General features: G+C 59.0%; 25 protein-coding genes and 1 tRNA gene. 17 read left to right on the top strand and 9 right to left on the bottom strand.

Features of this window, described 5'->3' with window-relative positions:
* Positions 1-290 precede the first annotated feature (290 nt).
* Positions 291-725 carry a hypothetical protein gene (locus tag GOV79_RS03615; RefSeq protein ID WP_170774202.1) on the top strand — a complete coding sequence of 145 codons (435 nt, stop codon included), beginning with the start codon at positions 291-293 and terminating at the stop codon, positions 723-725.
* Positions 726-732: 7 nt separating this feature from the next.
* Here GOV79_RS03615 and GOV79_RS03620 read toward each other — a convergent pair.
* The 4 genes from GOV79_RS03620 to pdxH form a co-directional block, all read right to left on the bottom strand.
* A tRNA-Pro gene (locus GOV79_RS03620) sits at positions 733-809 on the bottom strand.
* A gap of 43 nt (positions 810-852) precedes the next feature.
* Positions 853-1,320 (bottom strand): DUF192 domain-containing protein, encoded by a 468-nt coding sequence (locus GOV79_RS03625; RefSeq protein WP_170788977.1) that lies wholly within the window; start codon positions 1,318-1,320, stop codon positions 853-855.
* Between the two features lie 6 nt (positions 1,321-1,326).
* Positions 1,327-1,833 carry a cold-shock protein gene (locus GOV79_RS03630; protein ID WP_174839411.1) on the bottom strand — a complete coding sequence of 169 codons (507 nt, stop codon included), beginning with the start codon at positions 1,831-1,833 and terminating at the stop codon, positions 1,327-1,329.
* Between the two features lie 142 nt (positions 1,834-1,975).
* Positions 1,976-2,581 (bottom strand): pyridoxamine 5'-phosphate oxidase, encoded by a 606-nt coding sequence (pdxH, locus tag GOV79_RS03635; RefSeq protein WP_170788637.1) that lies wholly within the window; start codon positions 2,579-2,581, stop codon positions 1,976-1,978.
* 136 nt (positions 2,582-2,717) lie between these two features.
* Here pdxH and fabI point away from each other — a divergent pair, with 136 nt between their 5' ends.
* The 5 genes from fabI to trpE all read left to right on the top strand — a co-directional run bounded on the left by fabI (position 2,718) and on the right by trpE (position 8,724).
* Positions 2,718-3,524 carry an enoyl-ACP reductase FabI gene (fabI, locus tag GOV79_RS03640; RefSeq protein ID WP_170788638.1) on the top strand — a complete coding sequence of 269 codons (807 nt, stop codon included), beginning with the start codon at positions 2,718-2,720 and terminating at the stop codon, positions 3,522-3,524.
* Between the two features lie 5 nt (positions 3,525-3,529).
* Positions 3,530-4,039: a xanthine phosphoribosyltransferase gene (gpt, locus tag GOV79_RS03645; protein ID WP_170774211.1), complete on the top strand. Its 510-nt coding sequence runs from the start codon at positions 3,530-3,532 to the stop codon at positions 4,037-4,039.
* Between the two features lie 62 nt (positions 4,040-4,101).
* Positions 4,102-5,277, top strand: a complete 1,176-nt coding sequence (locus GOV79_RS03650) for an aminotransferase (protein WP_170788639.1) — start codon at positions 4,102-4,104, stop codon at positions 5,275-5,277.
* A gap of 84 nt (positions 5,278-5,361) precedes the next feature.
* Complete coding sequence (locus GOV79_RS03655; RefSeq protein WP_170788640.1) at positions 5,362-7,203, top strand: peptidyl-prolyl cis-trans isomerase; 1,842 nt, start codon at positions 5,362-5,364, stop codon at positions 7,201-7,203.
* A gap of 9 nt (positions 7,204-7,212) precedes the next feature.
* Positions 7,213-8,724 (top strand): anthranilate synthase component I, encoded by a 1,512-nt coding sequence (gene trpE, locus GOV79_RS03660; protein ID WP_170788641.1) that lies wholly within the window; start codon positions 7,213-7,215, stop codon positions 8,722-8,724.
* Positions 8,725-8,745: 21 nt separating this feature from the next.
* Here the strand turns inward: trpE and GOV79_RS03665 are convergent, their stop codons facing one another.
* Positions 8,746-10,182 (bottom strand): divergent polysaccharide deacetylase family protein, encoded by a 1,437-nt coding sequence (locus GOV79_RS03665; RefSeq protein ID WP_170788642.1) that lies wholly within the window; start codon positions 10,180-10,182, stop codon positions 8,746-8,748.
* 194 nt (positions 10,183-10,376) lie between these two features.
* Between GOV79_RS03665 and GOV79_RS03670 the strand changes: the two genes are divergently transcribed.
* The 6 genes from GOV79_RS03670 (at position 10,377) to lexA (ending at position 15,199) form a co-directional block, all read left to right on the top strand.
* Positions 10,377-10,958 (top strand): anthranilate synthase component II, encoded by a 582-nt coding sequence (locus GOV79_RS03670; RefSeq protein ID WP_170788643.1) that lies wholly within the window; start codon positions 10,377-10,379, stop codon positions 10,956-10,958.
* Positions 10,955-11,974 (top strand): anthranilate phosphoribosyltransferase, encoded by a 1,020-nt coding sequence (gene trpD / locus GOV79_RS03675; RefSeq protein ID WP_170788644.1) that lies wholly within the window; start codon positions 10,955-10,957, stop codon positions 11,972-11,974. The genes GOV79_RS03670 and trpD overlap by 4 nt, the downstream gene beginning before the upstream one ends.
* The gene (gene trpC, locus GOV79_RS03680) at positions 11,971-12,783 is read left to right on the top strand and encodes an indole-3-glycerol phosphate synthase TrpC (RefSeq protein WP_170788645.1); all 813 of its coding nucleotides are present in this window, start codon (positions 11,971-11,973) and stop codon (positions 12,781-12,783) included. Before trpD ends, trpC begins: the two co-directional genes overlap by 4 nt.
* Entirely contained in the window at positions 12,783-13,256 is a 474-nt protein-coding gene (gene moaC / locus GOV79_RS03685) for a cyclic pyranopterin monophosphate synthase MoaC (protein WP_174839406.1), read from the top strand. The genes trpC and moaC overlap by 1 nt, the downstream gene beginning before the upstream one ends.
* Positions 13,253-14,425, top strand: coding sequence for a molybdopterin molybdotransferase MoeA (locus tag GOV79_RS03690; RefSeq protein WP_170788647.1), 1,173 nt, complete (start codon positions 13,253-13,255; stop codon positions 14,423-14,425). The genes moaC and GOV79_RS03690 overlap by 4 nt, the downstream gene beginning before the upstream one ends.
* 75 nt (positions 14,426-14,500) lie before the next feature.
* Positions 14,501-15,199, top strand: a complete 699-nt coding sequence (gene lexA / locus GOV79_RS03695; protein ID WP_170782463.1) for a transcriptional repressor LexA — start codon at positions 14,501-14,503, stop codon at positions 15,197-15,199.
* On the opposite strand, the gene GOV79_RS03700 is transcribed toward lexA, so the two are convergent.
* On the bottom strand, positions 15,193-17,226 hold the full coding sequence (locus tag GOV79_RS03700; RefSeq protein WP_170788648.1) for a ComEC/Rec2 family competence protein: 2,034 nt from the start codon (positions 17,224-17,226) through the stop codon (positions 15,193-15,195). The genes lexA and GOV79_RS03700 overlap by 7 nt on opposite strands.
* Positions 17,227-17,304: 78 nt before the next feature.
* Here GOV79_RS03700 and gltX point away from each other — a divergent pair, with 78 nt between their 5' ends.
* Complete coding sequence (gene gltX / locus GOV79_RS03705) at positions 17,305-18,705, top strand: glutamate--tRNA ligase (protein ID WP_170788978.1); 1,401 nt, start codon at positions 17,305-17,307, stop codon at positions 18,703-18,705.
* A 121-nt stretch (positions 18,706-18,826) separates the two neighbouring features.
* Positions 18,827-20,122, top strand: coding sequence for a citrate synthase (gene gltA, locus GOV79_RS03710; RefSeq protein WP_170774233.1), 1,296 nt, complete (start codon positions 18,827-18,829; stop codon positions 20,120-20,122).
* Between the two features lie 92 nt (positions 20,123-20,214).
* Here gltA and GOV79_RS03715 read toward each other — a convergent pair whose 3' ends face one another.
* Both GOV79_RS03715 and GOV79_RS03720 read right to left on the bottom strand, forming a co-directional pair.
* Positions 20,215-20,490: a hypothetical protein gene (locus GOV79_RS03715; RefSeq protein WP_170782465.1), complete on the bottom strand. Its 276-nt coding sequence runs from the start codon at positions 20,488-20,490 to the stop codon at positions 20,215-20,217.
* Between the two features lie 157 nt (positions 20,491-20,647).
* On the bottom strand, positions 20,648-21,712 hold the full coding sequence (locus GOV79_RS03720; protein WP_170788649.1) for a PA0069 family radical SAM protein: 1,065 nt from the start codon (positions 21,710-21,712) through the stop codon (positions 20,648-20,650).
* Between the two features lie 302 nt (positions 21,713-22,014).
* Here GOV79_RS03720 and GOV79_RS03725 point away from each other — a divergent pair, with 302 nt between their 5' ends.
* Positions 22,015-22,713, top strand: coding sequence for a corrinoid protein (locus GOV79_RS03725; protein ID WP_170774239.1), 699 nt, complete (start codon positions 22,015-22,017; stop codon positions 22,711-22,713).
* 81 nt (positions 22,714-22,794) lie between these two features.
* Complete coding sequence (locus GOV79_RS03730; RefSeq protein ID WP_170788650.1) at positions 22,795-23,454, top strand: DUF1638 domain-containing protein; 660 nt, start codon at positions 22,795-22,797, stop codon at positions 23,452-23,454.
* 6 nt (positions 23,455-23,460) lie between these two features.
* Here the strand turns inward: GOV79_RS03730 and GOV79_RS03735 are convergent, their stop codons facing one another.
* Positions 23,461-23,871, bottom strand: a complete 411-nt coding sequence (locus tag GOV79_RS03735; protein WP_170788651.1) for a SufE family protein — start codon at positions 23,869-23,871, stop codon at positions 23,461-23,463.
* Positions 23,872-24,009: 138 nt separating this feature from the next.
* Between GOV79_RS03735 and GOV79_RS03740 the strand changes: the two genes are divergently transcribed.
* Positions 24,010-24,540 carry a hypothetical protein gene (locus tag GOV79_RS03740; protein ID WP_170774245.1) on the top strand — a complete coding sequence of 177 codons (531 nt, stop codon included), beginning with the start codon at positions 24,010-24,012 and terminating at the stop codon, positions 24,538-24,540.
* The last annotated feature ends 5 nt before the right edge of the window (positions 24,541-24,545 follow it).

Consider the following 24,545-nt stretch of genomic DNA (forward strand, 5'->3'; position numbering starts at 1 on the left):
TAGATCGTCAACGTCATTTTTCCGTCATTTTTGGAATCTTTTATATTGACCAAAGATCTCTCAAATGGCGCTGAACGGGGTGGGCCGATTCCTCCACAGGTTCATCCACGGGTTCAAATGGACCGGCGCAAAATTCTGCAGAACAATTAACCGTGATTTCCGGCACAGTTATCGGCATTTGATAAACCGAAGTTAAGATATCTAAACTCGAATAGAATCATCCCTGCGTTTGTTCGGCGCGAAAACAGCTTCGCCGACCAACGCAGCACGAAGTAAAGGTACGAGCAGAGATGTCGAAGATTGGAATCCTTCCCCTGATGGGACTGATCGTGGCCTGCACACCACAAGATGTGCCCCCTCCATCCCGCAGCGCGCAGTTTGAAACCTATCCCACGCGGCTGTTCGATACGTTCGAAGTCGGCTGTGATGGCCCTGGAGAAGATTTCAGGCGTGTCGGGAATCGCCTGTTCGAATGCACCGAGTTGCTGCCCCCCGAAACGACGGCCTTTCTGATTCTCAACTATGATGGTTACCCGCAGGATCTGCCCAAAAGCGTGATGCGCCTAACCTCGACCAAAAACTCCGGAGGATACCGCGTCGACGCTGAACTCTATTTCAACGTACCGCGCCAGAATGCGCCCGACATTCAGGTGCCCGTCGAAAGCGAACAATTGGACAAGGCCCTTACCGCGCTTTATCGCGCGATGGGCGGTGCTCCAGCTTGAAAGGAAGTGGTCGGGGCGGCAGGATTCGAACCTACGACCCCCTGTACCCAAAACAGGTGCGCTACCAGACTGCGCCACGCCCCGGACCGTGCGCCTTCCTAACGGGGCCGTTCTGATTTGAAAAGCCCTAACAGGGCCAAATTGCAGGACCTTGCGAAAAAACTTCGTGCTGCATCTGCGTGCCCGGTTCAATCAGGTAACGCCGCGCCAGCCCTGCGTTGATCTCCAACACGGCATAGACCGAATCACCGCCCTCAATCAGCGATAAATCACCGGGGATGGCATCACTATGCACATTCACGACCTCACCTGCGCGATTCACAAAAATCATATCCAGGGGAATCAGTGTGTTCTTCATCCAGAACGCGACCCGCTGCGGCGGATCGAAGATAAACAGCATCCCTGCCCGTTGCGGCATGGATTCCCGAAACATCAGACCGCGCGCACGTTCCTGCGGTGTCACGGCAAGTTCGATATCGAAGCTGATCTGAGACTTTTCATTTTTCAGGTTCACGCGATCCGCGCTACAGGACGCAAAGGCCGTTCCGGTCCATACCGATAGTATCGTCGCAGCAACCGAAAGAACCCTGATCATCATGCTCTAGCTATCAAGCGCGGATTCCCAGGCCAGAACCTGCGCGGCCATACGTCCACGTTTGCCATCGATCACCCGCATCGCCAAAGCCTCGCCCGGCTGCAAATCGGCCAAACCAGACCGGCGCAAAACCTCAATATGAAGAAACACGTCTTCGTCCCGACCGAACACATTGGCGAATCCAAATCCCTTGCCCTTGTCGAACCATTTTACGCGCGCAGCTTCCAATGGGGCTTCGGCTATGGCCACAGGGTCCAACTCGGCGAAATCGGCAAGCATCATAGAGTCGGCGCGCGCCGGAGGATCTACGCTGATCACCTCGACCGCTTGAACACCGCGATTGGTGCGGTGCGTCATGATCTCAATGCCGGCACCATCCGCGACCGAGCTTTGGCCAAAATTCCGCAAGACATTTACATGCAACAGAATATCCGGGCCACCCTCATCGGACACAACAAAGCCATACCCCTTGGCAGGGTCGAACCATTTCACGTGTCCACGTACGCGGTACATGTTGTTCAGGTCGTCTGGCACAGTGTTCCTATCGCGCGTTTTAATAATTCGTTAAGGTTTTGATGTGTATGGGATTGCCCCACGATTTCAAGCTGAAAAAACCCTTTAAACTCCGAGTGTTGCATTTCGCGGCACGTGAATGTCATGGATTCAGCCTCTGTATCTGCCACTCAGTCTCTGCGTTTTCACGCCGCCACTGGAACCGATCATGCAAACGGAAGGCTCCGTCAGCCCAGAATTCGATCTCTGTCGGCTCCAACCGGTATCCACCCCAAAACGGTGGACGCGGTGGATTCGGCCCCAGCTTTGCGGTCACCTTTGCAACCTCAGCCATCAGAGCCGTCCGGCTGCTGAGCGGCTGTGACTGTTTCGACGCCCATGCACCCAACCGGCTTTTTAGGGATCGGGACGCATAATATTCATCCGCTTGTGGTCCGTTTTCCCGAGTTATTGTACCACGAACTCGGATTTGACGCCGCAAAGATTTCCAATGCATCACAAAAGCAGCTTTCCCGGCACTGTCCAACTCGGCCGCCTTGGTACTTTCGTAATTCGTGTAGAACACAAAGGCCTGAGCCTCGATCTCTTTCAGCAGGACCATCCGCACGTTTGGCATACCTGTCGAATCCACGGTTGCCAGGGCAATCGCGTTCGGATCGTTCGGTTCACTGTCCCTGGCGTCGTCCAGCCACCGCGCCGCTATTTCAAACGGATCGGTACCGGCGAAAATGCCGTCTCGTTCGCTCATTTCCATCCCCTGGAAACTCTTAATGTTCACCCTAGGGCGAGAACCCGCCACGGGCAAGAGCACACGGCCTTGATGCAGGCCATCCAATGGCATAAACCATCCCAACATAATGCGAAGGACAGGCGGAGAACCGAACATGTCAAATCAGTTGATGGCCGGCAAGCGCGGCCTCATCATGGGACTGGCGAATGACAAATCAATCGCATGGGGGATTGCCCGCGCATTGTCTGACGCAGGGGCCGAACTTGCATTCTCTTATCAAGGCGATGCGCTGAAAAAGCGGGTTGACCCGCTGGCCGCTCAATTGGGCAGTGAAATCGTCTTGCCCTGCGACGTCAGCGACGAAGAGTCGATTGACGAACTATTCAACTCGCTTTCGAAGAAATGGGGACATTTGGATTTTGTCGTCCACGCCATCGGCTTTTCCGACAAAAACGAGTTGCGCGGCCGCTATGTTGATACTTCGCGCGCCAATTTCAAACTGACCATGGATGTCTCGGTCTATTCCTTCACCGCCGTAATGCAGCGGGCCGAGAAGATGATGACCAATGGCGGCAGCGCGGTCACGCTGACCTACTACGGCGCAGAACAAGTCATGCCCCACTACAACGTCATGGGTGTGGCCAAGGCGGCGCTTGAGGCCTCGGTTAAATATCTGGCCGAGGATCTGGGCAAAGACGGCATCCGTGTGAACGCGATCTCGGCTGGCCCGATCAAGACGCTGGCAGCCAGCGGGATCGGTGATTTCCGCTATATCATGAAATGGAATGAATATAACTCGCCCCTGCGCCGCAACGTGACCATTGATGACGTCGGCAACTCAGCGCTCTATCTGCTGTCTGACCTCAGCGGAGGCGTAACCGGTGAGAATCTGCACGTGGATTCAGGTTATCACATCGTCGGCATGAAGGCCGTTGACGCACCAGACGTTGAAAAAGGTTAATATCCATGAGCGCCAAAGACCGCCTGCCCCACGAAAAAGGCTTTCACATCAGTTGGGATCAGATTCACCGCGACTCGCGCGCTCTGGCCTGGCGTCTGGACGGGCAAGGCCCCGAAGATGGTGCCTGGCGCGCCGTTGTCGCCATCACGCGCGGCGGCATGGCCCCGGCGATGATTGTCAGCCGTGAGTTGGACATCCGCACCGTCGACACGATCAGCGTCCGCTCTTACCACCATCAGGAACAAGGCGAAGCCGAAGTTCTGAAGGCCCCGGACGCCGGCCTGATGGGCGACGGCACCGGCGTACTGATCATCGATGACCTGGTCGACAGCGGCAAAACCCTGGAACTCGTCCGGGACATGTACCCCAAGGCGCATTTTGCCACTGTCTATGCCAAACCCAAAGGCCGCCCGATGGTTGATACTTTCATCACCGAAGTCAGCCAGGACACATGGATATTCTTCCCATGGGATATGGCCCTGCAATATGTCGAACCCTACCGGGGCACCGACTGATCCTTCTTCTGTTCAAAAATACCTCGGAGCGCGAGGCAGAGCCTCGCAAAAAATGATCCGCCATGCCCCAAACCCGTACCCGCGCCACCTTCCCCCCTCCGGTGATGGAGGCGCGCCGCTGGCTTGAGGGCGTGGACTTCACTCAAGACCGTCCTTTGATCAACGTCAGCCAGGCTGCCCCGGTCGATCCACCGCCGCTTGCCTTGCGTCAGGCCATGGCCGAGTTTGCCGTCAGTGAAGACAGCGCACATCTCTACGGGCCCGTGCTTGGAAACCCCGAACTCCGGGCCGAACTTGCCCAACAAATCGGCACCCATTACGGCGCGGACCTTTCGCAAGATCAGGTCGCCATCACTTCGGGTTGCAATCAGGCTTTCGCCGCCACTATCTCGGCCATCACCGACGAAGGGGATGAGGTTATTCTACCAACCCCATGGTACTTCAACCATAAAATGTGGCTAGACATGGCAGGGGTACGCAGCATCGCGTTGCGAACCGGGGACGATTTGCTCCCTGACCCCGAGGCTGCGCGCGCGCTGATTACTGATAAAACACGTGCGATTGCTCTGGTGACGCCGAACAATCCGGGTGGCGTCGAATACCCGGCGGAACTGGTCCGCGCCTTTTATGATCTGGCGCAAGAGGCCGGAATTCGCTTGCTGGTCGATGAAACCTACCGTGATTTCGACAGCCGCAGTGGCCCGCCTCACGATTTGTTCCAACAACCCGGTTGGGACGAGACGCTGGTGCATCTCTATTCCTTTTCGAAAGCCTACCGCCTGACCGGCCACAGGGTCGGCGCAATCGCGACCAGCCCAAACCTTCTGGCCGAGATCGAAAAATTCCTCGACACCGTCGCCATCTGCCCCGGTCAGATGGGTCAATTCGCGGCCCTTTGGGGAATGCAGAACCTGTCGCAATGGGTCGCCGGAGAACGGGATGAGATTCTCGACAGACGCGCCGCCATTCAGGACATGTTGCCCGATCTTGCCGAAAAGGGGTGGAAACTTCTGGGGCTAGGCGCCTATTTCGCCTATTTCGAACACCCTTTTGACTTGCCCTCGGACGAGTTGGCCAAACGCATGGTGGCCGAAACCGGCATCCTGCTTTTGCCCGGCACCATGTTCATGCCGCAGGACGATCCAGCCGGCAAGCGGCAGGTCCGCATCGCCTTTGCCAATCTAGACCGCAAAGGCTTGCGCCAATTGTTCGATCGGCTGACCGACGCTACCTTCTGAGCTTGCCCCCCGCCGGTCCGCGTCGTATTCAAGGCCGCAACCGACAGGGCAGCAATCTGCCACAAAACCACAAATGAGGGCACCATGGCCGCAGGCATGAAAAACCTTTCAAAGACCTTTGTCTGGATCCTGATGGGTCTTTTGATGCTGGGCCTTGCCGGGTTCGGGGCCACAAGCCTGACCGGAACCGCGCGCAGTGTCGCGCAGGTAGGAAACGAAGATATCTCGATCAACGACTATGTGCGTGAGCTTCAACGCGAAATCCGCGCCGTCGAAAGCCAGACCGGGCAACCGATGCAAATCTCGCAGGCTCATGAGTTCGGGCTGGACCAGCTTGCCCTCTCGCGCCTGACCGCGCTTGCCGCGCTGGATAATGAGGTCGGTCTGCTGGGCCTGTCGATCGGGGATGAGAACCTGCAAAAGGAAATTCTGGCCATCCCGGCCTTTCAGGGGGTGGATGGAAGTTTCGACCGCGACTCGTATGAGTTTCAGCTTGATCAGGTTGGCCTGACCGACAGCGAATTCGAATCCGATCTGCGCAAGGAATCTGCGCGCACCATCGTGCAGGGCGCGATCATGGGCGGCGTCGAGATGCCCCAAACCCTGACAGATGTCATGACCAATTTCGTCGGCGCGCGACGCAGCTTTACTGTTGCGACCGTCAGCGCGGACGCCCTGTCTGAGCCAATCGGGCAGCCCACCGATGCGCAGGTTCAAACTTTTTACGACGGCAATGCCGACCTTTTCACTCTGCCCCGCACCAAGCGGCTGACCTATGCAATACTGTCGCCCGACATGCTGCTGGACAGCGTTGAGGTGGATGAGGACGCGGTGCGCCGCCTCTATGATCAGCGCTCGGAGGAATTCCAACAGCCCGCGCGCCGCTTAGTCGAGCGTCTGCCATTTTCGGACGAGGCTGCTGCCGAGACTGCCATGGCGCAAATCGCTGTCGGCGGCACAACGTTCGAAACTCTGGTGCGCGACCGCGATCTTGAACTCAGCGATGTCGATCTGGGTGACGTGACCCGGGACGATCTTGGCGACGCGGCCGACGGCGTATTTGCCGCCGAACTGGACGATGTTGTTGGCCCCCTTCCGTCGCCTCTGGGCCCGGCACTGTTCCGCATCAACGGCACGCTAGCGGAAAACATCATTGCGTTCGAAGACGCCGCTCCAATTTTGCGTGAAGAACTGGCCGCAGACCGTGCCCGCCGCCAGATCGAGGCGCAAGCCGAAGACATCAACGACCTGCTGGCGGGTGGTGCCACCTTGGAAGAGCTGGTGGGCGAGACTGAGATGGAACTGGGCCAGATCGACTGGACTCGCCAAAGCGAAGATGGCGTGGCCGCTTATGACGGGTTCCGCGTTGCCGCACAGGACGTGAACGAAGGCGATTTCCCCGAAGTTGCGTTCCTTGAGGACGGCTCAATCTTTGCCCTGCGACTGGACGAAGTTCTGCCCCGCCGCCCGGAACCCCTGGACAGCGCCCGGGAGCGCGTGATTGCCGCATGGGTGCAGGCAGAGACGGACAAGGCGCTGGAAGAGCAGGCCAAAACCGTTCTTGCACAGCTTGAGAGCAATGGCGATTTCACTGAAACCGGCCTGCCCTTCCGCGTGGAAAACGCCCTGACCCGGACCGCTTTTCTGGATGACGTTCCCGCAACCTTCATGTCGGACGTGTTTGACATGGAACTGGATGAGCTGCGCGTGATCCCTGGCACTGGTACTGCCTTTGTTGTGCGGCTCGAAGAACTTTTGCCGCCTGATGAGACAGACGAGTTGCGTCAGGCACGCGAAGCCCTTGCGGCGCAGTTGAACCAAGCTCTGGCTCAGAATATTTTCGACGCCTATGTCCGTGACGCACAGGTTCGCGCCCGTCCCGTCGTGGATCAACAGGCCCTGAACGCTGTCCAAGCGAGCTACTAAGAGACCCCTATGGCCCTGACTCCTGAATACGACAGCTTCGCCCGCGCCTATGAGGCAGGCGAGAACCAGGTCGTTTACACCCGATTGGCCGCTGATCTGGATACGCCGGTGTCGCTGATGCTCAAGCTGACGGGCGCGCAGAAAGACGCGTTCATGCTGGAATCAGTGACAGGCGGCGAGGTGCGCGGCCGGTACTCGATCATCGGAATGAAGCCCGATCTGATCTGGCGTTGCCGGGGGGAAGCGTCCGAACTGAACCGTTCCGCCCGCTTCGACCACGAAGCTTTCGATCCGCAAACCGGCAATCCCATGGACAACCTGCGGGCATTGCTGGCCGAAAGCCGGATCGACCTGCCCGATGATCTGCCGCAGGCCGCTGCCGGGCTGTTTGGATATCTGGGCTATGACATGGTGCGGCTGGTGGAATACCTGCCCAATGTGAACCCTGATCCGCTTGGGCTGCCTGATGCGGTGATGCTGCGCCCGTCAGTCGTAGCTGTGCTGGACGGCGTCAAGGGCGAGGTTACGGTTGTTTCGCCCGCCTGGGTCAGCGAAGGGCAATCGGCCAAAGCGGCCTATGCGCAGGCCGCCGAGCGTGTCATGGACGCCGTGCGGGATCTGGAACGCGCCATGCCTGCTGAATCGCGCGATCTTGGCGATGCATCGGAAGTCGCGACTCCGCAGTCGAACTTCACCAAGTCCGGCTACATGGAAGCGGTTGAAAAAGCCAAGGAATACATCTGCGCGGGCGATATCTTTCAGGTCGTCCCGGCGCAGCGCTGGACGCAGGATTTCCCCCAGCCGCCCTTTGCGCTCTACCGTTCGTTGCGTCGGACCAACCCGTCGCCCTTCATGTTTTATTTCAACTTCGGCGGATTTCAGGTCGTTGGCGCCAGCCCAGAAATTCTGGTGCGCGTCTTCGGCAATGAGGTCACGATCCGTCCCATCGCTGGCACCCGCCCGCGGGGTGCGACACCCGAAGGGGACAAGGCGAATGAGGTCGACCTGCTGGCCGACAAGAAAGAACTGGCCGAGCATCTGATGCTGCTGGATCTGGGCCGCAACGATACGGGGCGCGTGTCCAAGATTGGCACTGTCCGCCCGACTGAAGAGTTCATCATCGAACGCTACAGCCACGTGATGCACATCGTCTCGAACGTGGTCGGAGAGCTGGCCGATGACAAAGACGCGCTGGACGCCTTCTTTGCCGGTATGCCCGCCGGGACCGTCTCAGGCGCACCGAAAGTGCGGGCGATGGAGATCATTGATGAACTGGAACCTGAAAAGCGCGGTATCTATGGCGGCGGTGTCGGCTATTTCAGCGCGGGGGGCGACATGGATATGTGTATCGCCCTGCGCACAGCCATCGTGAAGGATCAAAAGCTTTACATCCAAGCCGGGGGCGGTGTGGTCTATGACAGCGACCCTGAGGCCGAGTTCATGGAAACAGTCCATAAATCCAACGCCATCCGCCGCGCTGCTGAGGATGCGGCGCGCTTCACCGGTTCGGGCAATAGCTGAAAATAGGCGCAGTTAACGCGCCTATTGAACCTGTCGCTTCATCACGGCCGAGATCGGTGCCATTGTCACGCGACCGCCACGATCCTCCAATCCCCAAACCAACAATGCCGAGATCGTGTCGGGGCGCAAACGACCCAACATCACAACCGAACCTTCTTGCCCGGCCCGAAAGGCCGCTTGATCCAGAAAGCGACGCATCACTTTCGGCTCCTGACGCGCACCGTCGATATCACGGAAGATTACGCTGGACGGAATGCCATTCCGCGCGGCCAGTTTCTGCACCGTGTTCAACCCATTGTCTTGAGTGATCAACCCGCGACCAGTGCCGCCTGCGATAGCCGCAACTTGATCAGCCAGCTTGCGGTTGCCCTGAATCCCCGTATCGACCCCTTCAAGGATGCCAACCGTTTCAGGTAGCATATCCAGCCATACAGACAGCGAGACCTCGGCATCCTGCGCGCTGGCTTCTTTGGGCAGGTCCGCCATCGCCAGAACCTCAAATCCTGCCGCGCGGTAACGGGCCATCTTTTCCGCAGCTTCGGGGTCGGACGGGCTGATGGCAAAGCTGATCGGATAAGGGAAGTCCTGCAACGCTTCGGCCCCATACGCGCCTTCGTCATCGATCAGAATGATCGACATTAGTGGCACCGAGCCGGGTTGGTCGAATTCGGCGGCATAAGCCTCGATCGGCTTGTTAGAAACTGGGGCCGCGTCGGCAGTTTCATCAACGGGTTCACCGCCGTCTCGCTCGGTCAGGGGAACAACGCGCCGGCCGACGCCCTGCGTCCCCTCGGTGGCCTGATCGGCCCCGATCTGTGGCACAGCGGCAATACGCGGCAGGGTACGGGGCGGTTCTTCATCCTTCGGCTCAAACGCAACGGGGTCTTGCGTTTCCGGTTCCGGCTCAACGGCGGCCACCTCGGGCAGCGGCTCGGAAACCGGAGTGTCTTCCGCTGGCGCAACCTCTTCCACCACCACCTCTTCGACAGGGGCTGGAGGTGTCGGAGCCTCCTCAATCACGGCAGGCACGTCTTCGGCCAGCGGAGCCTCGGCCAGTGCTTCAGGAACTTGAGGAGAGGTCGGAGCCTGTGGGGCAACAGGAGCTTCAGTTGCAATGGCCACGTCGGTGGTTTCAACCTGCTCGGCGCTGTCCACCTGAACGGCGGTCTCATTCACTTCGGGGACAGTGTTCGGCGCGTTTTCAACTTCGGACAGCCCTGCCACAGTGTCGGGCGCATCCGCCGGGGCCGGATCAGGGGCAGGCAGCGTTAAAACATCAGCATCGGCGATCGTGCCAACCTCGGCCTCGGTCACTTGCGGGGCTTCGATCTCGGCCGGTTCAGGGGCTTTTTCAACCACCTCCGGTTTTCGCGTCAGGGGGGTATTCAGCGACAACGCCGCGCCTAGCAGCAATACAACGACCGCACCTGCGATCATTCCACCCACAAATCCGCCCATAATAATTGCCTCTCGTCCAATTCCTGCGTCGACTGTCAATGTGCCGTCTTCTGCGACACTCACCTTGCAGGCGCGTCAGGTCGGATGTCCTCTTGACGCTGCCCCGCAAGCCTGAGCATGTATGTCCCGACATTATATCGCGGCTCGGGGCTGCATCGCCAGTCCGAAATGCCCAATCTAAGACAAGTGCTCACATGCTGCTGCTGATCGACAACTACGACTCGTTTACCTACAACCTCGTCCACTATTTAGGCGAACTTGGGGCCGAAATGGTGATCCGGCGCAACGACGCTTTGAATGTGCAAGAAGCGATGGCCATGAACCCCGCGGGCATCCTGCTCAGCCCCGGCCCCTGTGATCCTGATCAGGCCGGCATCTGCCTGGCCCTGACCCAAGCTGCGGCAGAAACCCAGACACCGCTGATGGGCGTGTGCCTTGGACATCAGACCATCGGTCAGGCTTTTGGTGGCGACGTCATCCGCTGTCACGAGATCGTCCACGGCAAGATGGGCACCATGCACCATACAAGCAAAGGTCTGTTCGCAGGGCTGCCATCGCCGTTTGAGGCGACGCGCTATCACTCGCTGGTTGTGGACCGTAACACACTGCCCGACAGCCTTGAAATCACGGCAGAATTGGAGGACGGCACCATCATGGGTCTGCAACATAAAGAATTGCCTATTCATGGCGTTCAGTTCCACCCAGAATCCATCGCATCCGAGCACGGCCACGCCCTGCTCAAGAATTTCCTGTCCGAGATGAAAGTTCCCGCATGAGCGACGCTCTGAAACCGCTGATCGGGGCCGCCGCCGACCGGCCCCTGACCCGCGCCGAGGCTGAACAGGCCTTTGGCATTCTGTTTGACGGTGCCGCCACGCCCAGCCAGATCGGCGGGCTGCTGATGGCGATGCGCACCCGGGGCGAAACAGTCGAGGAATACGCCGCCGCCGCCGCTGTCATGCGCGCCAAATGCAACGCAGTCCAAGCGCCCGAGGGCGCGATCGACATCGTCGGCACTGGCGGAGACGGCAAAGGCACTCTGAACATCTCGACCGCAACCGCTTTTGTGGTTGCCGGCGCCGGGGTGACAGTAGCTAAGCACGGAAACCGCAACCTCAGCTCGAAATCCGGGGCCGCTGATGCGCTGGGACAGTTGGGGATCAACGTTATGGTCGGCCCGGAAACAGTTGAAAAGGCGCTGCAAGAGGCCGGGATCGGGTTCATGATGGCCCCGATGCACCACCCGGCGATCGCCCATGTCATGCCCACACGGCAAGAGCTTGGGACGCGCACGATCTTCAATATTCTTGGCCCGCTGACCAACCCCGCAGGCGTCAAACGGCAACTGACCGGCGCGTTTAGCCGCGATCTGATCCGCCCGATGGCTGAGACTTTGAGTCTACTGGGCGCCGACCGCGCGTGGTTGGTGCATGGATCCGACGGAACGGATGAGTTGACCATCACCGGTGTAAGCTGGGTTGCCGCGCTAGAGGATGGACGCGTCAAAGAGGTCGAATTGCACCCCGAGGACGCTGGCCTGCCGGTTCACCCTTTCGAGGACATCTTAGGTGGCACACCCGAAGAAAACGCGGTTGCGTTCCGAGCATTGCTGGACGGCCAACCATCGGCCTATCGGGATGCGGTTTTGCTGAATGCCGCAGCCGCGCTGGTGGTTGCGGATGCGGCCTCGGACCTCAAGGACGGGGTTGCCAAGGCAGCCGAAAGCATCGACAGCGGAAACGCGAAAGACAAAATTGCCATGGTGGCCCGTATTACTCAGGAGGCCGCATGACCGGGACGGTACTGGATAAAATCAAAGCCTATAAGCTTGAGGAAGTTGCATCAGATAAGACGCATAAATCACTGGAAACGCTGGAAGAAGAAGCGCGAGAATCCGGTGAAACACGCGGGTTTGCAGCAGCCATTCAGACCGCCGCCCGCACAGGGTATGGCCTGATTGCAGAGATCAAGAAAGCCAGTCCATCCAAGGGCTTGATCCGTCCCGATTTTGACCCACCCGCCCTGGCCACAGCCTATGCGGAGGGTGGGGCCACTTGTCTGTCCGTATTGACCGACACACCCAGCTTTCAGGGCGACAAACCGTTCCTAACCGCTGCGCGTGCCGCCTGTTCGCTGCCCGCACTGCGCAAGGATTTCATGTATGACCCCTATCAAGTAGTCGAAGCGCGTGCGCTAGGGGCAGATTGTATCCTTATCATCATGGCCTCGGTCGAGGACGCTCAGGCCGCAGAGTTGGAACAGACCGCTTTCGACTGGGGCATGGACGTTCTGATCGAGGTGCATGACGAGGAAGAGCTTGAGCGTGCGACAGGCCTCAAAAGCCCTCTGATCGGGATAAACAACCGCAATCTCAAGACGTTCGAGACAACTCTTGATACCACCCGTCGCTTGTCAAAACTGGTGCCCGGCGATCGCACTATTGTCTGCGAAAGCGGTCTAAGCACCCCCGACGACCTTGCAGATATGGCCCGCTATGGTGCGCGCAGTTTCCTGATAGGCGAAAGCCTGATGCGGCAAGGCGACGTCGCCTCGGCTACGCGCCACCTGCTGGCCAATCCTCTCATCCCCGGAGTGATGTGATGCCGTTAACTCATTTCGACGCACAGGGTCAGGCGCATATGGTCGACGTGTCTGAAAAGGCGGTTACAAATCGGGTCGCCGTTGCTTCCGGACACATTAAAATGGCGCAGGAAACCTTTGATTTGATATCAGAAGGCCGGGCCAAAAAGGGCGATGTTCTGGGCGTGGCCCGACTGGCCGGAATCATGGGCGCCAAGAAAACACCGGACCTTATCCCACTATGTCACCCGCTGCCTGTCACCAAGGTCGCGGTTGAACTGACGTTGGACCCAGAATTACCCGGTGTGCAGATTGAGGCGACCGTCAAGACCTCGGGCCAGACGGGCGTCGAGATGGAAGCGTTGACGGCCGCCTCGGCCGCCGCCTTGACCGTCTATGACATGACCAAGGCTGTGGACAAGGCGATGGAGATCGGCGGCATTCGCGTATTGCTGAAAGATGGTGGTAAATCAGGTCGATACGAGGCGTCATGATCTCAGTCGAAGACGCCCGCGCGCTGCTGTTCAAGCTGGTTTCGCCCCTGCCGTCCGAAACCGTTTCCTTGGCAGACTCTGCAGGCCGGTGCCTGGCGGCTGACGTCGTTGCCACACGGGATCAACCACCCTTTGCGGCCTCGTCGATGGATGGTTACGCGGTCAAAGCCGCAGAGGTCGAACTGCACGCCATGTTCAAGGTCGTGGGCGAAGCTGCAGCTGGGCGGCGGTTTCAAGGTACAGTGGGTCCGGGACAAGCCGTGCGCATCTTCACCGGCGCGCCCGTTCCTGACGGGGCCGATTTCGTCGTGATCCAAGAGGACACCGACCGGCGCGGCGATCTGTTGACCATTGCCGACGAGCCAGGGGAGAAGACGAACATTCGCCCTGCCGGGGTCGACTTCAAAAGCGGCACAAAAATGTGCGCGCCCAAACAGTTACAACCCGAAGATGTTGCGCTGATGGCCGCAATGAACATTGCGGAAGTACCCGTCGCCCGCAAGCCGGTTGTCGCGCTGATCTCGACCGGCGACGAATTGGTCATGCCCGGAGAGATCCCCGGCCCTGACCAGATCATCGCGTCCAACACTTTCGGCCTCAAGGCGTTGCTCGAGAAGACCGGAGCACATGTGCGAGTCCTGCCGATAGCGCGCGACACGCAATCGTCTCTGGAAACCGCGTTTGGTTTGGCTGAAGGGGCCGATCTGGTCGTGACGATCGGTGGCGCATCGGTCGGTGATTACGACTTGGTCTCTGATGTCTCAAGCAATTTGGGGATGGAGCGCGCCTTCTACAAGATCCGGATGCGTCCCGGGAAGCCTCTGATGGCCGGACGATTAGGGCAAAGCGCGATGGTTGGACTGCCGGGAAATCCCGTGAGTGCAATGGTTTGCGGCTATCTCTTCCTTGTTCCGATGATCCGCCGGATGTTGGGAATTGGAGAGGTTCTTCAACCCTTCCGCACTGCAAAACTGGCGGCCGATATCAGCCAGAACGGGCCACGTGAACACTACATGCGCGCCGTTTTAGACCATGAAGGCATCCGCGCCTGCGATGATCAGGACAGTTCGCTGCTAAGCGTTCTAGCACAAGCCAACGCCCTGTTATTGCGCCAGCCCCATGACCCTGCGCGCTCGGCTGGGGACGAGGTTCAGTACCTGCCGATCTGATGCGCCAAAACCATTGACACAAAACGTGAACATGCGTAGAACAAAAGAAAACGCATGACCTACGAGGTGTGAGCAATGCTGACCAAGAAGCAGTTGGATTTGTTGGAATTCATCCACAAACGCGTTCAAGCGGATGGTGTTCCCCCCAGTTTTGACGAGATGAAGGCGGCGCTGGACCTGCGGTCCAAGTCCGGCATCCACAGATTGATCACCGCGCTCGAGGAACGCGGCTTTATTCGTCGCCTCGCCCACCGCGCCCGTGCGATTGAGATTGTGAAACTGCCCGAAAGCCTTGGGGGTGAGCCTACGGCCGCATTCAAGCCGCGTGTGATCGAAGGCGACAGGCCCGATGGCCCGCGCCCAGCCAATTTTGACCCCGTGACCGTTGACGCAATGGAATTGCCCGTCATGGGTCGCATCGCCGCCGGTGTCCCGATTGAGGCGATCAGCCATGTCTCGCACCGTGTTGCAGTGCCGGGCACAATGGTCTCTGGCAAGGGTGAGCATTACGCGCTTGAGGTGCGGGGTGATTCCATGATCGACGCCGGAATCAATGACGGGGACGTCGTGGTGATCCGAGAAACCTCGGTCGCGGATAATGGCGATATCGTCGTGGCGCTGGTCGAAGATCAGGAAGCCACGCTAAAGCGGTTTTTCCGGCGTGGGCATGCGATTGCGCTTGAGGCCGCGAACCCCGCCTACGAAACCCGAGTGCTGCCCGAGGACAAGGTCAAGGTACAAGGCCGGTTGGTCGGCCTGATCCGAAGCTACTGAGCCCGTTTGTCGCCGCGTGTTTTCGGAGACCACAGCCGGTCTCCGACAATCTTTCGGCTGGTCATGACCTTACTTCCAGACAGGGCAAGACTGCCGGTTTGTAACAGCCGCGCAGGATCATAGAGATCACAGTCCCCCTTCAGATCAACCTCTACGGCAGCAATCACGATCTGGTTCGACGTGCAGTCCCCAAATCCCGAGGCTGCTCGTTTTCCCGTCAGGTGAATCAGCTCTTTCCCGCGCCATAAATACCGCTGGATAGCACTCGGCTCAGGCCAACGCGCCGCGGCATTGGGCTGCCCCACCCCGTCCCCATCGTTTTCCAGCCAGACCGTCGCAATAAATCCGCTGCCTTTTTCCTTGCTCAGCGCGCGGCCTTGATCGGTCATGACGCCCACCAGCCCGCCTGAATCAGCAATCAGAACCTCGGGGCGTTGGCCTTGCCCCCACAGCAAAAAGGCAGCCGCCACGGCGCTGACCCCCAGCCATCTTGAACGCCCTTGCCAAAGGGCGATCCACAACGCTCCACATGCACAGAGAGGCAGTACGTAACCGGGCGGGCTTGCGACATGTCCAACGGCGCCCTCCAACCCCGAGACCCGTTCGGACACCAGCAATATCCACTCCAGCCCAAGCCCCATTACTCCCAGCGCCAGTGATTCCAGCCCGAAGGGGGCCAGCAAGGCAGCAACCACCGCGGCAGGCACCACGACCATGCCCATGACCGGCACGGACAGCATGTTTGCCACCAGGCCATAGTGCGACATCGTGTTAAAATGCGCCGCTCCGATCGGCGCCGTCGCCAGCCCTGCAATTGCAGAGGACATAAACAACCCGGCTACTGGTTTCAGCCATTTGGGTCCAGGCAACGGCCCGACATCGCGCAATTGGCCGAAGACAGCCACCAAAGCGGTGGTGGCAGCAAAGGACATCTGAAAACCGGGGCTCAACAGCGATTCCGGCCGCAGAATCAATACGATCAGCGCGGCAACGGCCACCGCACGCAACGAAATGGCCCGGCGGTCGATGAGTACCGCCCCTAGCATGACGCTGACCATGACAAAGGCACGCTCGGTCGCAACGCTACCGCCTGACAGCATCAGATAGACCGTCGCCGCGATCAACGCCCCGATCGCAGCCAGTTTGCGCACAGGCCATCTGAGCGCCAAGACGGGCACTGCTGACAGGCCGATACGGAGCGCAAGATACACAAAGCCCGTCAACAGCCCCATATGTAGGCCCGAGATGGCCAGAAGATGCGCCAGATTAGACGCGCGCAGGGATTCCAGCGTGTTCTGACCCATACCGCTGCGATCTCCGGTGGTGACGGCTGCGGCGAAACCTCCGACCTCACCAGGCAGGATGGATCGGACATGCCCGGATATCGCCATACGCCACGCTGTGATCTGCACCCCTTCGGGATTTGCTGCGGCAATCGTCAGGACCGGTACGCGTGTATATCCCACCGCGCCGAGGCTTTGAAACCATGCATGGCGGCGAAAGTCGAAACCACCGGGCTCCACCGGACCTTGCGGTGGCGACAGATGCCCTGTGGTCATGATGCGCTGCCCCGGTTCGATCTGCGCCACTGGGCCAAGTAGCGAGAGCCGGACGCGCTGCGGCCGACGATCCTTGGGCACATCCCCTATCCGCACCCGATCCAATGTCACCCGCAGCGCATCCGACGCAGAGCGGTCAATGGCGACGACCCGCCCCTCGACCGGGCCATAGTATCGCCACGACAAAACCGGCTCTGCTACCGTATGGGCGCGGATACCGGCCAGTATGAACCCGACCGCGATCAGCGCCCCCCCGATTGCCAACGAGGCCCAGCCGGACCGTACCTTGCGGGCTAACCCCCAAGCCGCAAGAACGACCACGCCGAGACAGACGTAGACTTGCCAAGCCGGTTCGAACCGGAGCGAGAAATACAGACCGATCCCCATCGCCAGACACACAGGAGACCATGGAAACAGGTACCCGGTCTGGTTCAGCAATGCGGCTTCAACCCGGGCCAGAACACGCATGGTTGCCCCCGTCCCTCAGCCTCGTTAGACAGGCGCCAAACTATGCCCGACACGGTTACCAAAAGGTTAATCCACACAATGTCCGATCAGGTCGTCACCCGTTTCGCCCCCTCGCCCACCGGTTTTCTACATATCGGCGGCGCGCGCACCGCGCTGTTTAATTGGCTTTATGCCCGTGGCCGCGGTGGCAAGTTCCTGCTGCGGATCGAGGACACCGACCGCGAGCGCTCGACCCCCGAGGCGACGGCAGCCATCCTGCAAGGTATGGCGTGGCTGGGTCTGGACCATGATGGCAATGTAATCAGCCAGTTCGAGGGCGCGGCGCGTCATGCCGAAGTGGCCAACCAGCTGCTGGCCGAGGGCAAGGCGTATAAATGCTTTGCCACCCAAGATGAAATCGCCGCCTTCCGCGAACAAGCGAAGGCCGAGGGCAAATCGACCCTGTACCGCAGCCCCTGGCGCGACGCCGACGCCGCGACCCATCCAGACGCACCTTTTGTGGTCCGCATCAAGGCCCCGCAGGACGGCGCGACCGTGATCCGCGATCAGGTTCAGGGGGACGTGACCATCCGCAACGATCAGTTGGACGACATGATCCTGCTGCGTTCGGACGGGACACCGGTTTATATGCTGGCCGTGGTGGTGGACGATCACGATATGGGGGTGACCCACGTGATCCGGGGCGACGACCACCTGAACAACGCAGCTCGTCAGATGATGATCTATCAGGCCATGGGCTGGGACGTTCCAGTCTGGGCCCATATCCCGCTTATCCATGGGCCCGACGGCAAGAAACTGTCGAAACGCCACGGCGCGTTGGGCGCTCAGGAGTATCAGGCCATGGGCTATCCTGCGGCCGGCATGCGCAACTATCTGGCGCGTCTGGGCTGGAGTCACGGCGATGACGAGTTTTTCACCGACGCACAGGCGAAGGAATGGTTCGATCTGGACGGGATCGGCAAAAGCCCGGCCCGTTTCGATCTGAAAAAGCTAGAAAATCTGTGCGGGCAACATATCGCTATCTCGGACGATGCTGCACTGCGGCAGGAAATCGAAGCTTACCTTGATGCGGCCCAATTGCCAGCGCTAACCGATACACAATCGAGTGATCTGGAACGTGCGATGTATTGCCTCAAGGATCGGGCCCGCACCTTCCCGGAACTACTTGAAAAGGCCCATTTTGCCCTGACTTCCCGCCCCATCCAACCAGATGAGAAAGCGGCCAAGGCGCTGGCATCAGTATCCGATGGTATACTGAATGAATTGACGCCGCAGTTGCAAAATGTTAGCTGGTCGCGGAGCGAACTGGAGGAAGCCTTGAATTCCTTTGCGGAAGCCAAGGGCGTCAAGTTCGGCAAGCTGGCGGGGCCGTTGCGCGCCGTCCTGGCGGGTCGGGCCGTAACTCCTTCGGTTTTTGACATGATGCTTGTGCTGGGCCAGGAGGAAACTCTGGCGCGGCTATCTGATGCAGCGAACTAAACCCGATCTTCACATTTGGGTAACGCTGCTCCGCTAACACCCGGACTGCGCGCGTGCGCGCATCCGTTGCCCGCAGGATCGGACAGCGTTCCGTTTTGCGCAAGATTGAGGAAGGGAAAATATGACCGACAGCAACAAATCAGCCACTCTTACCGTGCATGGCGAAACATATGAGCTGCCGATTCATTCGCCGACTGCCGGGCCTGATGTGATCGATATCCGCAAGCTGTACGGCACTGCGGGTGTGTTCACCTATGACCCCGGCTTCACCTCGACCGCCAGCTGTGACAGCACAATCACTTATATTGATGGCGAAAAAGGTGAACTGCTGCACCGTGGCTATCCGATTGACCAGCTGGCAGGCAAATCCCACTTCCTCGAGGTTTGCTACCTGCTGCTGTACGGAGAGCTGCCGACCGCGCCCGTTCTGGAAAAATTCGAATCCACCATCACGCGTCACACCATGCTGCACGAGCAGATGCAGTATTTCTACCGTGGATTCCGTCGCGATGCGCACCCGATGGCGATCATGGTTGGTGTCGTCGGCGCAATGTCGGCCTTCTATCACGATTCAACCGATATCTCGGACCCTCATCAGCGCGAGGTTGCCTCGCATCGCCTGATCGCCAAGATGCCGACCATCGCGGCCTGGGCATACAAATATCACACCGGTCAGCCTTTCGTATATCCGCGAAACGATCTGGACTATGCGTCGAACTTTCTGCGTATGTGCTTTAGCGTCCCGGCCGAGGAATATGAGGTGAACCCGATCCTCAGCCGCGCGATGGACCGCATCTTTACTCTCCACGCCGATCACGAGCAGAACGCCTCGACCTCGACCGTGCGTCTGGCCTCAAGCTCGGGTGCCAACCCGTTTGCCTGTATTGCGGCCGGCATCGCCTGTCTGTGGGGCCCGGCCCATGGTGGCGCGAACCAGGCATGTCTTGAGATGCTGGAAGAGATCGGCTCGGTCGAAAACATTCCCGAATACATCGCCCGCGCCAAGGACAAGAACGATCCGTTCCGTCTGATGGGTTTTGGCCACCGCGTGTACAAGAACTTTGACCCGCGCGCCAAGGTGATGAAACAGTCCGCCGACGAAGTGCTGGATCTGCTGGGTATCGAAGACAACCCGAAGCTGCAGGTAGCCAAGGCGTTGGAAAAGCAGGCTCTGGAAGATCCGTATTTTGCCGAGAAAAAGCTGTTCCCGAACGTGGACTTCTATTCGGGCATCATCCTCGAGGCGATGGGCTTCCCGACCTCGATGTTCACGCCGATCTTTGCCCTGTCGCGCACCGTGGGCTGGGTCAGCCAGTGGAAAGAGATGATCGCCGATCCGCAGAACAAGATCGGTCGTCCGCGTCAGCTGTATCTGGGCGAGACCACCCGCGACTACGTCGATATCGAAAACCGCTGATATACCCTATCGAAAAAGTAAAACCCCGCTACCTGGCGGGGTTTTTCATTTTGACAGCACCCGCTCAGTGGGCGAAATCGGGACGTTTCCGCCTATTTCGGCATGACCTTTCTCAGCGCTTTGATCGCGTCGTCCATTTTCTTTTTCGCATCACCGACCTTTTTGTGCAGCGTGCCGATTTTGGCCGCAACTTTGGACAGCTCTATCGTCGCCGGGCCCATCGCCGAGACATTGCCGCCCTTGATGATGTCATTGTACTTCGACAGGTCCTTGTTGGCCTTATCCAATTCTTGTTGCGATTTATGATAGACTGCCGTTGCGGCCTGCATCTTCTTCGCGGCTGCTTCGATTTCCTTGGGGGTACCCATCTTTTCCTCCTCAACAGTAACCTCAGCTTCGGGAGATATCGGGGCAGCCACGAGATATCCAGATGTGTTTCATCGCATGACCAAAACTTAATATTCCTGTAAAAACAGACGCCTAAAAGCCAATGTTTAGCCGCAGAAAAACCACGACCTTCTGGGTTCAGAACAGAGCGAGCTGATCCCCCGGTTGCGCTGGTCTGGCGAACAGATCGCTCCGCAGAGGCGGCATGCGCGTCGCAAGCCCAAGCCGTTTGACAGCCAAAGCAAACCGCTTTGCTATCAGCGCGGCATACTCGCCCTCACCGCGCATCCGATGGCCCCAGCGCGGGTCGTAGTCTCGACCGCCATGCATCTCGCGCAGTTTGGACATGACCTTTTCCGCGCGTGCGGGTTCGTGGTCGTGCAACCACTCTTGCCACAAGGTGGACACCTCCCGCGGAAGACGCAGCATGATCCAGCTTGCCGCATCCGCACCTGCGTCCCGGCCAGCCTCCAGCAGCGCCTCCAATTCATGGTCGGTCAGGCCCGGAACCAGGGGTGAGGTCATGACCCGCACTGGCACCCCTGCCCCGGTCAACCGGCGAATGGCCGCCAGACGGCGATTCGGTGACGGCGCGCGTGGCTCCATCCGGCGGGACAGATCGGCGTCCAGAGTGGTCAGCGAAATTCCAACCCGCACCAATCCGTCCTGCGCCATCTCTGCCAGGATATCCAGATCGCGTTCGATCAGGGCCCCTTTGGTAACGATCCCAATGGGATGCCGGAAGTCCCGCAATACGGACAGACATTCCCGTGTGATCCTCAAATCCCGCTCAATCGGTTGATACGGGTCCGTATTTGTCCCCAGCGCAATGGTTGCCACCTTGTAACGCGGCGATGAAAGCTCTTTACGCAAGACAGCAGCCGCATTAGGCCGCGCGATCAGGCGGGTTTCAAAATCCAACCCCGGAGACAGCCCGAGATAGGCATGAGACGGGCGGGCAAAGCAGTAGACGCAGCCGTGCTCACACCCCCTATACGGGTTGATCGAGCGATCAAACGGCAGATCGGGCGACCGGTTATAGGTGATCAGACTGCGCGCGACTTCTGTTCGCACTTCGGTGCGCAGAGGCGGCAGATCTTCCTCAAGCTCCCACCCATCCGTGCAGGTCTCGGTCTCGAATTGTTCGAACCGGCCTGCTGCGTTGGTTGCGACACCGCGGGCTCGGACATGCGGTCGCGACATATTTTGTTTCCCTTTTGTTCTCACTCTCAAATTAGGCTCGAACCGCCGAAATCGCAAGGCCTGGTTACCATCCCGCAAGAGTTTTCAAACCTTTGCACCGCCCCTCGATTTGACTGAAACCTGAAACCAATTCAGGATGATCTTGCGGGAAATGACGTCGAGTTGATTGAGATTTTGCCGTATAGGTCGGTCTCGGAACCGCCAAGGTCGCAATCGTAACAGTCTGGATGCGACGTTTTGGCCAAAACGGAAAAAATGCCACCAACGGGCGCTATGCCCGCACAGCCCTAGGGAAACGCCCCATGTCCGATGAAGAAGACATCGTCCTGTCCGAACTGAACGACGACGAACTTGTCGAACAGATGTTCGACGACCTGTACGACGGTCTGAAAGAAGAGATTGAAGAAGGTGTGAACATCCTGCTGGAACGCGGATGGACCCCTTACGACATCCTGACCAAGGCGCTGGTTGGCGGTATGACCATCGTGGGCCACGACTTCCGCGACGGCATCCTGTTTGTTCCCGAAGTTCTGCTGGCCGCAAACGCGATGAAGGGCGGCATGGCCATCCTTAAGCCGCTACTGGCCGAAACCGGCGCACCCCGCGTCGGCAAAATGGTGATCGGAACCGTGAAGGGCGACATCCACGACATCGGCAAGAACCTGGTGTCGATGATGATGGAAGGCGCCGGCTTCGAGGTGGTCGATATCGGCATCAACAACCCGGTCGAGAACTATCTGGAAGCGCTGGAAACCGAAAAGCCCGATATTCTGGGCATGTCGGCCCTGCTGACCACGACCATGCCCTACATGAAGGTTGTGATCGACACGATGGTCGAGCAAGGCCTGCGCGAAGAATACATCGTTCTGGTCGGCGGCGCGCCCCTCAACGAAGAATTCGGCAAAGCGATCGGCGCCGACGGCTATTGCCGTGACGCAGCCGTCGCCGTGGAAATGGCAAAGGACTTCGTCTCGCGCAAGCATAACCAGCTGGCGGGTTGATCGGACCTACACTCCGAATTCAAGGCCGTCCGGCAACCGGGCGGCTTTTTTTGTTCAACACCCAAGGCCCATGGGGGTGACATGACACAGGAACGGGTTCCCGATGACAGCAGCCTGACCACGGATGGCTATCAAAGCCACTCGGAACAAGGGCGTATCCTGTTGCTGGCTTGCGGCGCACTGGCCCGCGAGATTCTGGACCTCAAGAAGCGCAACGGCTGGGATCACATGGCCCTGACCTGCCTGCCCGCCATCCTGCACGTCCACCCCGAACGGATCACACAGGCCGTGCAAGAAGCGGTGGCCAAGCACCGCGATCAATATGACGCGGTCTATGTGGTCTATGCCGATTGCGGCACCGGTGGTCTGCTGCAGAAAGCCTGCGCCGAGTTAGGCGTCGAAATGATCAAAGGCCCGCATTGCTATTCTTTTTTCGAAGGCAATGATATCTTTGATGCACGGGGCGAGGATGAAACGACCGCCTTTTACCTGACCGATTTCCTGGCCCGGCAATTCGATGCCTTTGTCTGGAAACCGCTGGGTCTGGATCGCCACCCCGAGCTGCGGGATATGTATTTCGGCAATTACACCAAGCTGGTCTATCAGGCCCAGACCGACGACCCAGCCCTGACCGCGCGCGCCAAGGACTGCGCCGACCGCATGGGGCTGACGTTCGAGCGGCGCTTTACCGGCTATGGAGATCTGGAGACGACACTGGCGGATTGGGCCAAGCGCGGCTGAGGCCCGTCAGGCGTTTTCCTGCGCCACCTCGCGGATGCGCTCGATCATAGCACGCAAACCGTTGGACCGTTGAGCTGACAGGTGATCGTTCAAGCCCAGTCGCGCCAGCTCTCCGCCTGCGTCTACTTTGGGCACATCAGCGACGGGCAGACCGTTGTACAAAGACCGCAACACCGCAATCAGGCCCCGCACGATCAGCGCATCGCTATCCCCATCGAAGTGAAAAACGCCACCTTCGATCACTGGGTGCAGCCAGACTTGGCTGGCGCAGCCATGCACCTTTGTGGCAGGCACTTTAAGGGCATCTTCCAGCGGCTCCATTGCCTTGCCCTGCTCAATCACATGGCGGTACCGGTCTTCCCAGTCCTCCAGAAACTCGAAATCCTCGACGATTTCTTCAAAGGCAGGCGTTGCCATAGTGCGACGGTCCTTTCATTGCATTCACATTCGTGACCTATGCCGCCGACCCCGGCCTGTCCAGACCCGGTTTGGGTTTTCAAAGCAAGGAATTTGCGTTAGGCCAGTGCGGGAAATACCGCTCAGAGCTTTGGATCCATGCAAAAAACACTGTCTGTTCTTCTGGTCGCTACACTTACCTTGTCGGCTTGCAGCGGGTGGCGCGACTCGCGCGCGAATCCAAGCAACTGGTTTGGGTCCAGCACATCGACGCCTGCACCGACCGAAACAGCGGCCTACGACCCAAATGCGCTGGTGCCCCAACAGCGCGAGCGCGTAAGGTTGTTTGGACGCCCGGAACCCGAGGACAACAGCGTACCCATCGCGCGCATTGACCAGTTGCGCATTGATCCCACACCCGGCGGCGCGATCATCTTCGTATCCGGAACGGCCGCGCGGCAAGGCGCGTTTGGAGCCCAGCTTGTCCCTGTTGAGAGCGAAGAAAACGCGAAGAACGGCGTTTTGGAGTACACGTTCCGCGTCAGCTACCCAAGCTATGCGACCAATCAGGGGACAGATCGTTCGCGCAAAGTGACGGACGCCACTAACGTGACACAGGATGATCTGGCTAATATCCGGCTGGTGCGGGTCATAGGTCAGCAAAACGCGCTGGAATCGCGGCGTCGATAAGCCTC

The organism is Ruegeria lacuscaerulensis (genome assembly GCF_013034745.1).
GTDB classification, from domain to species: Bacteria; Pseudomonadota; Alphaproteobacteria; order Rhodobacterales; family Rhodobacteraceae; genus Ruegeria; species Ruegeria lacuscaerulensis_B.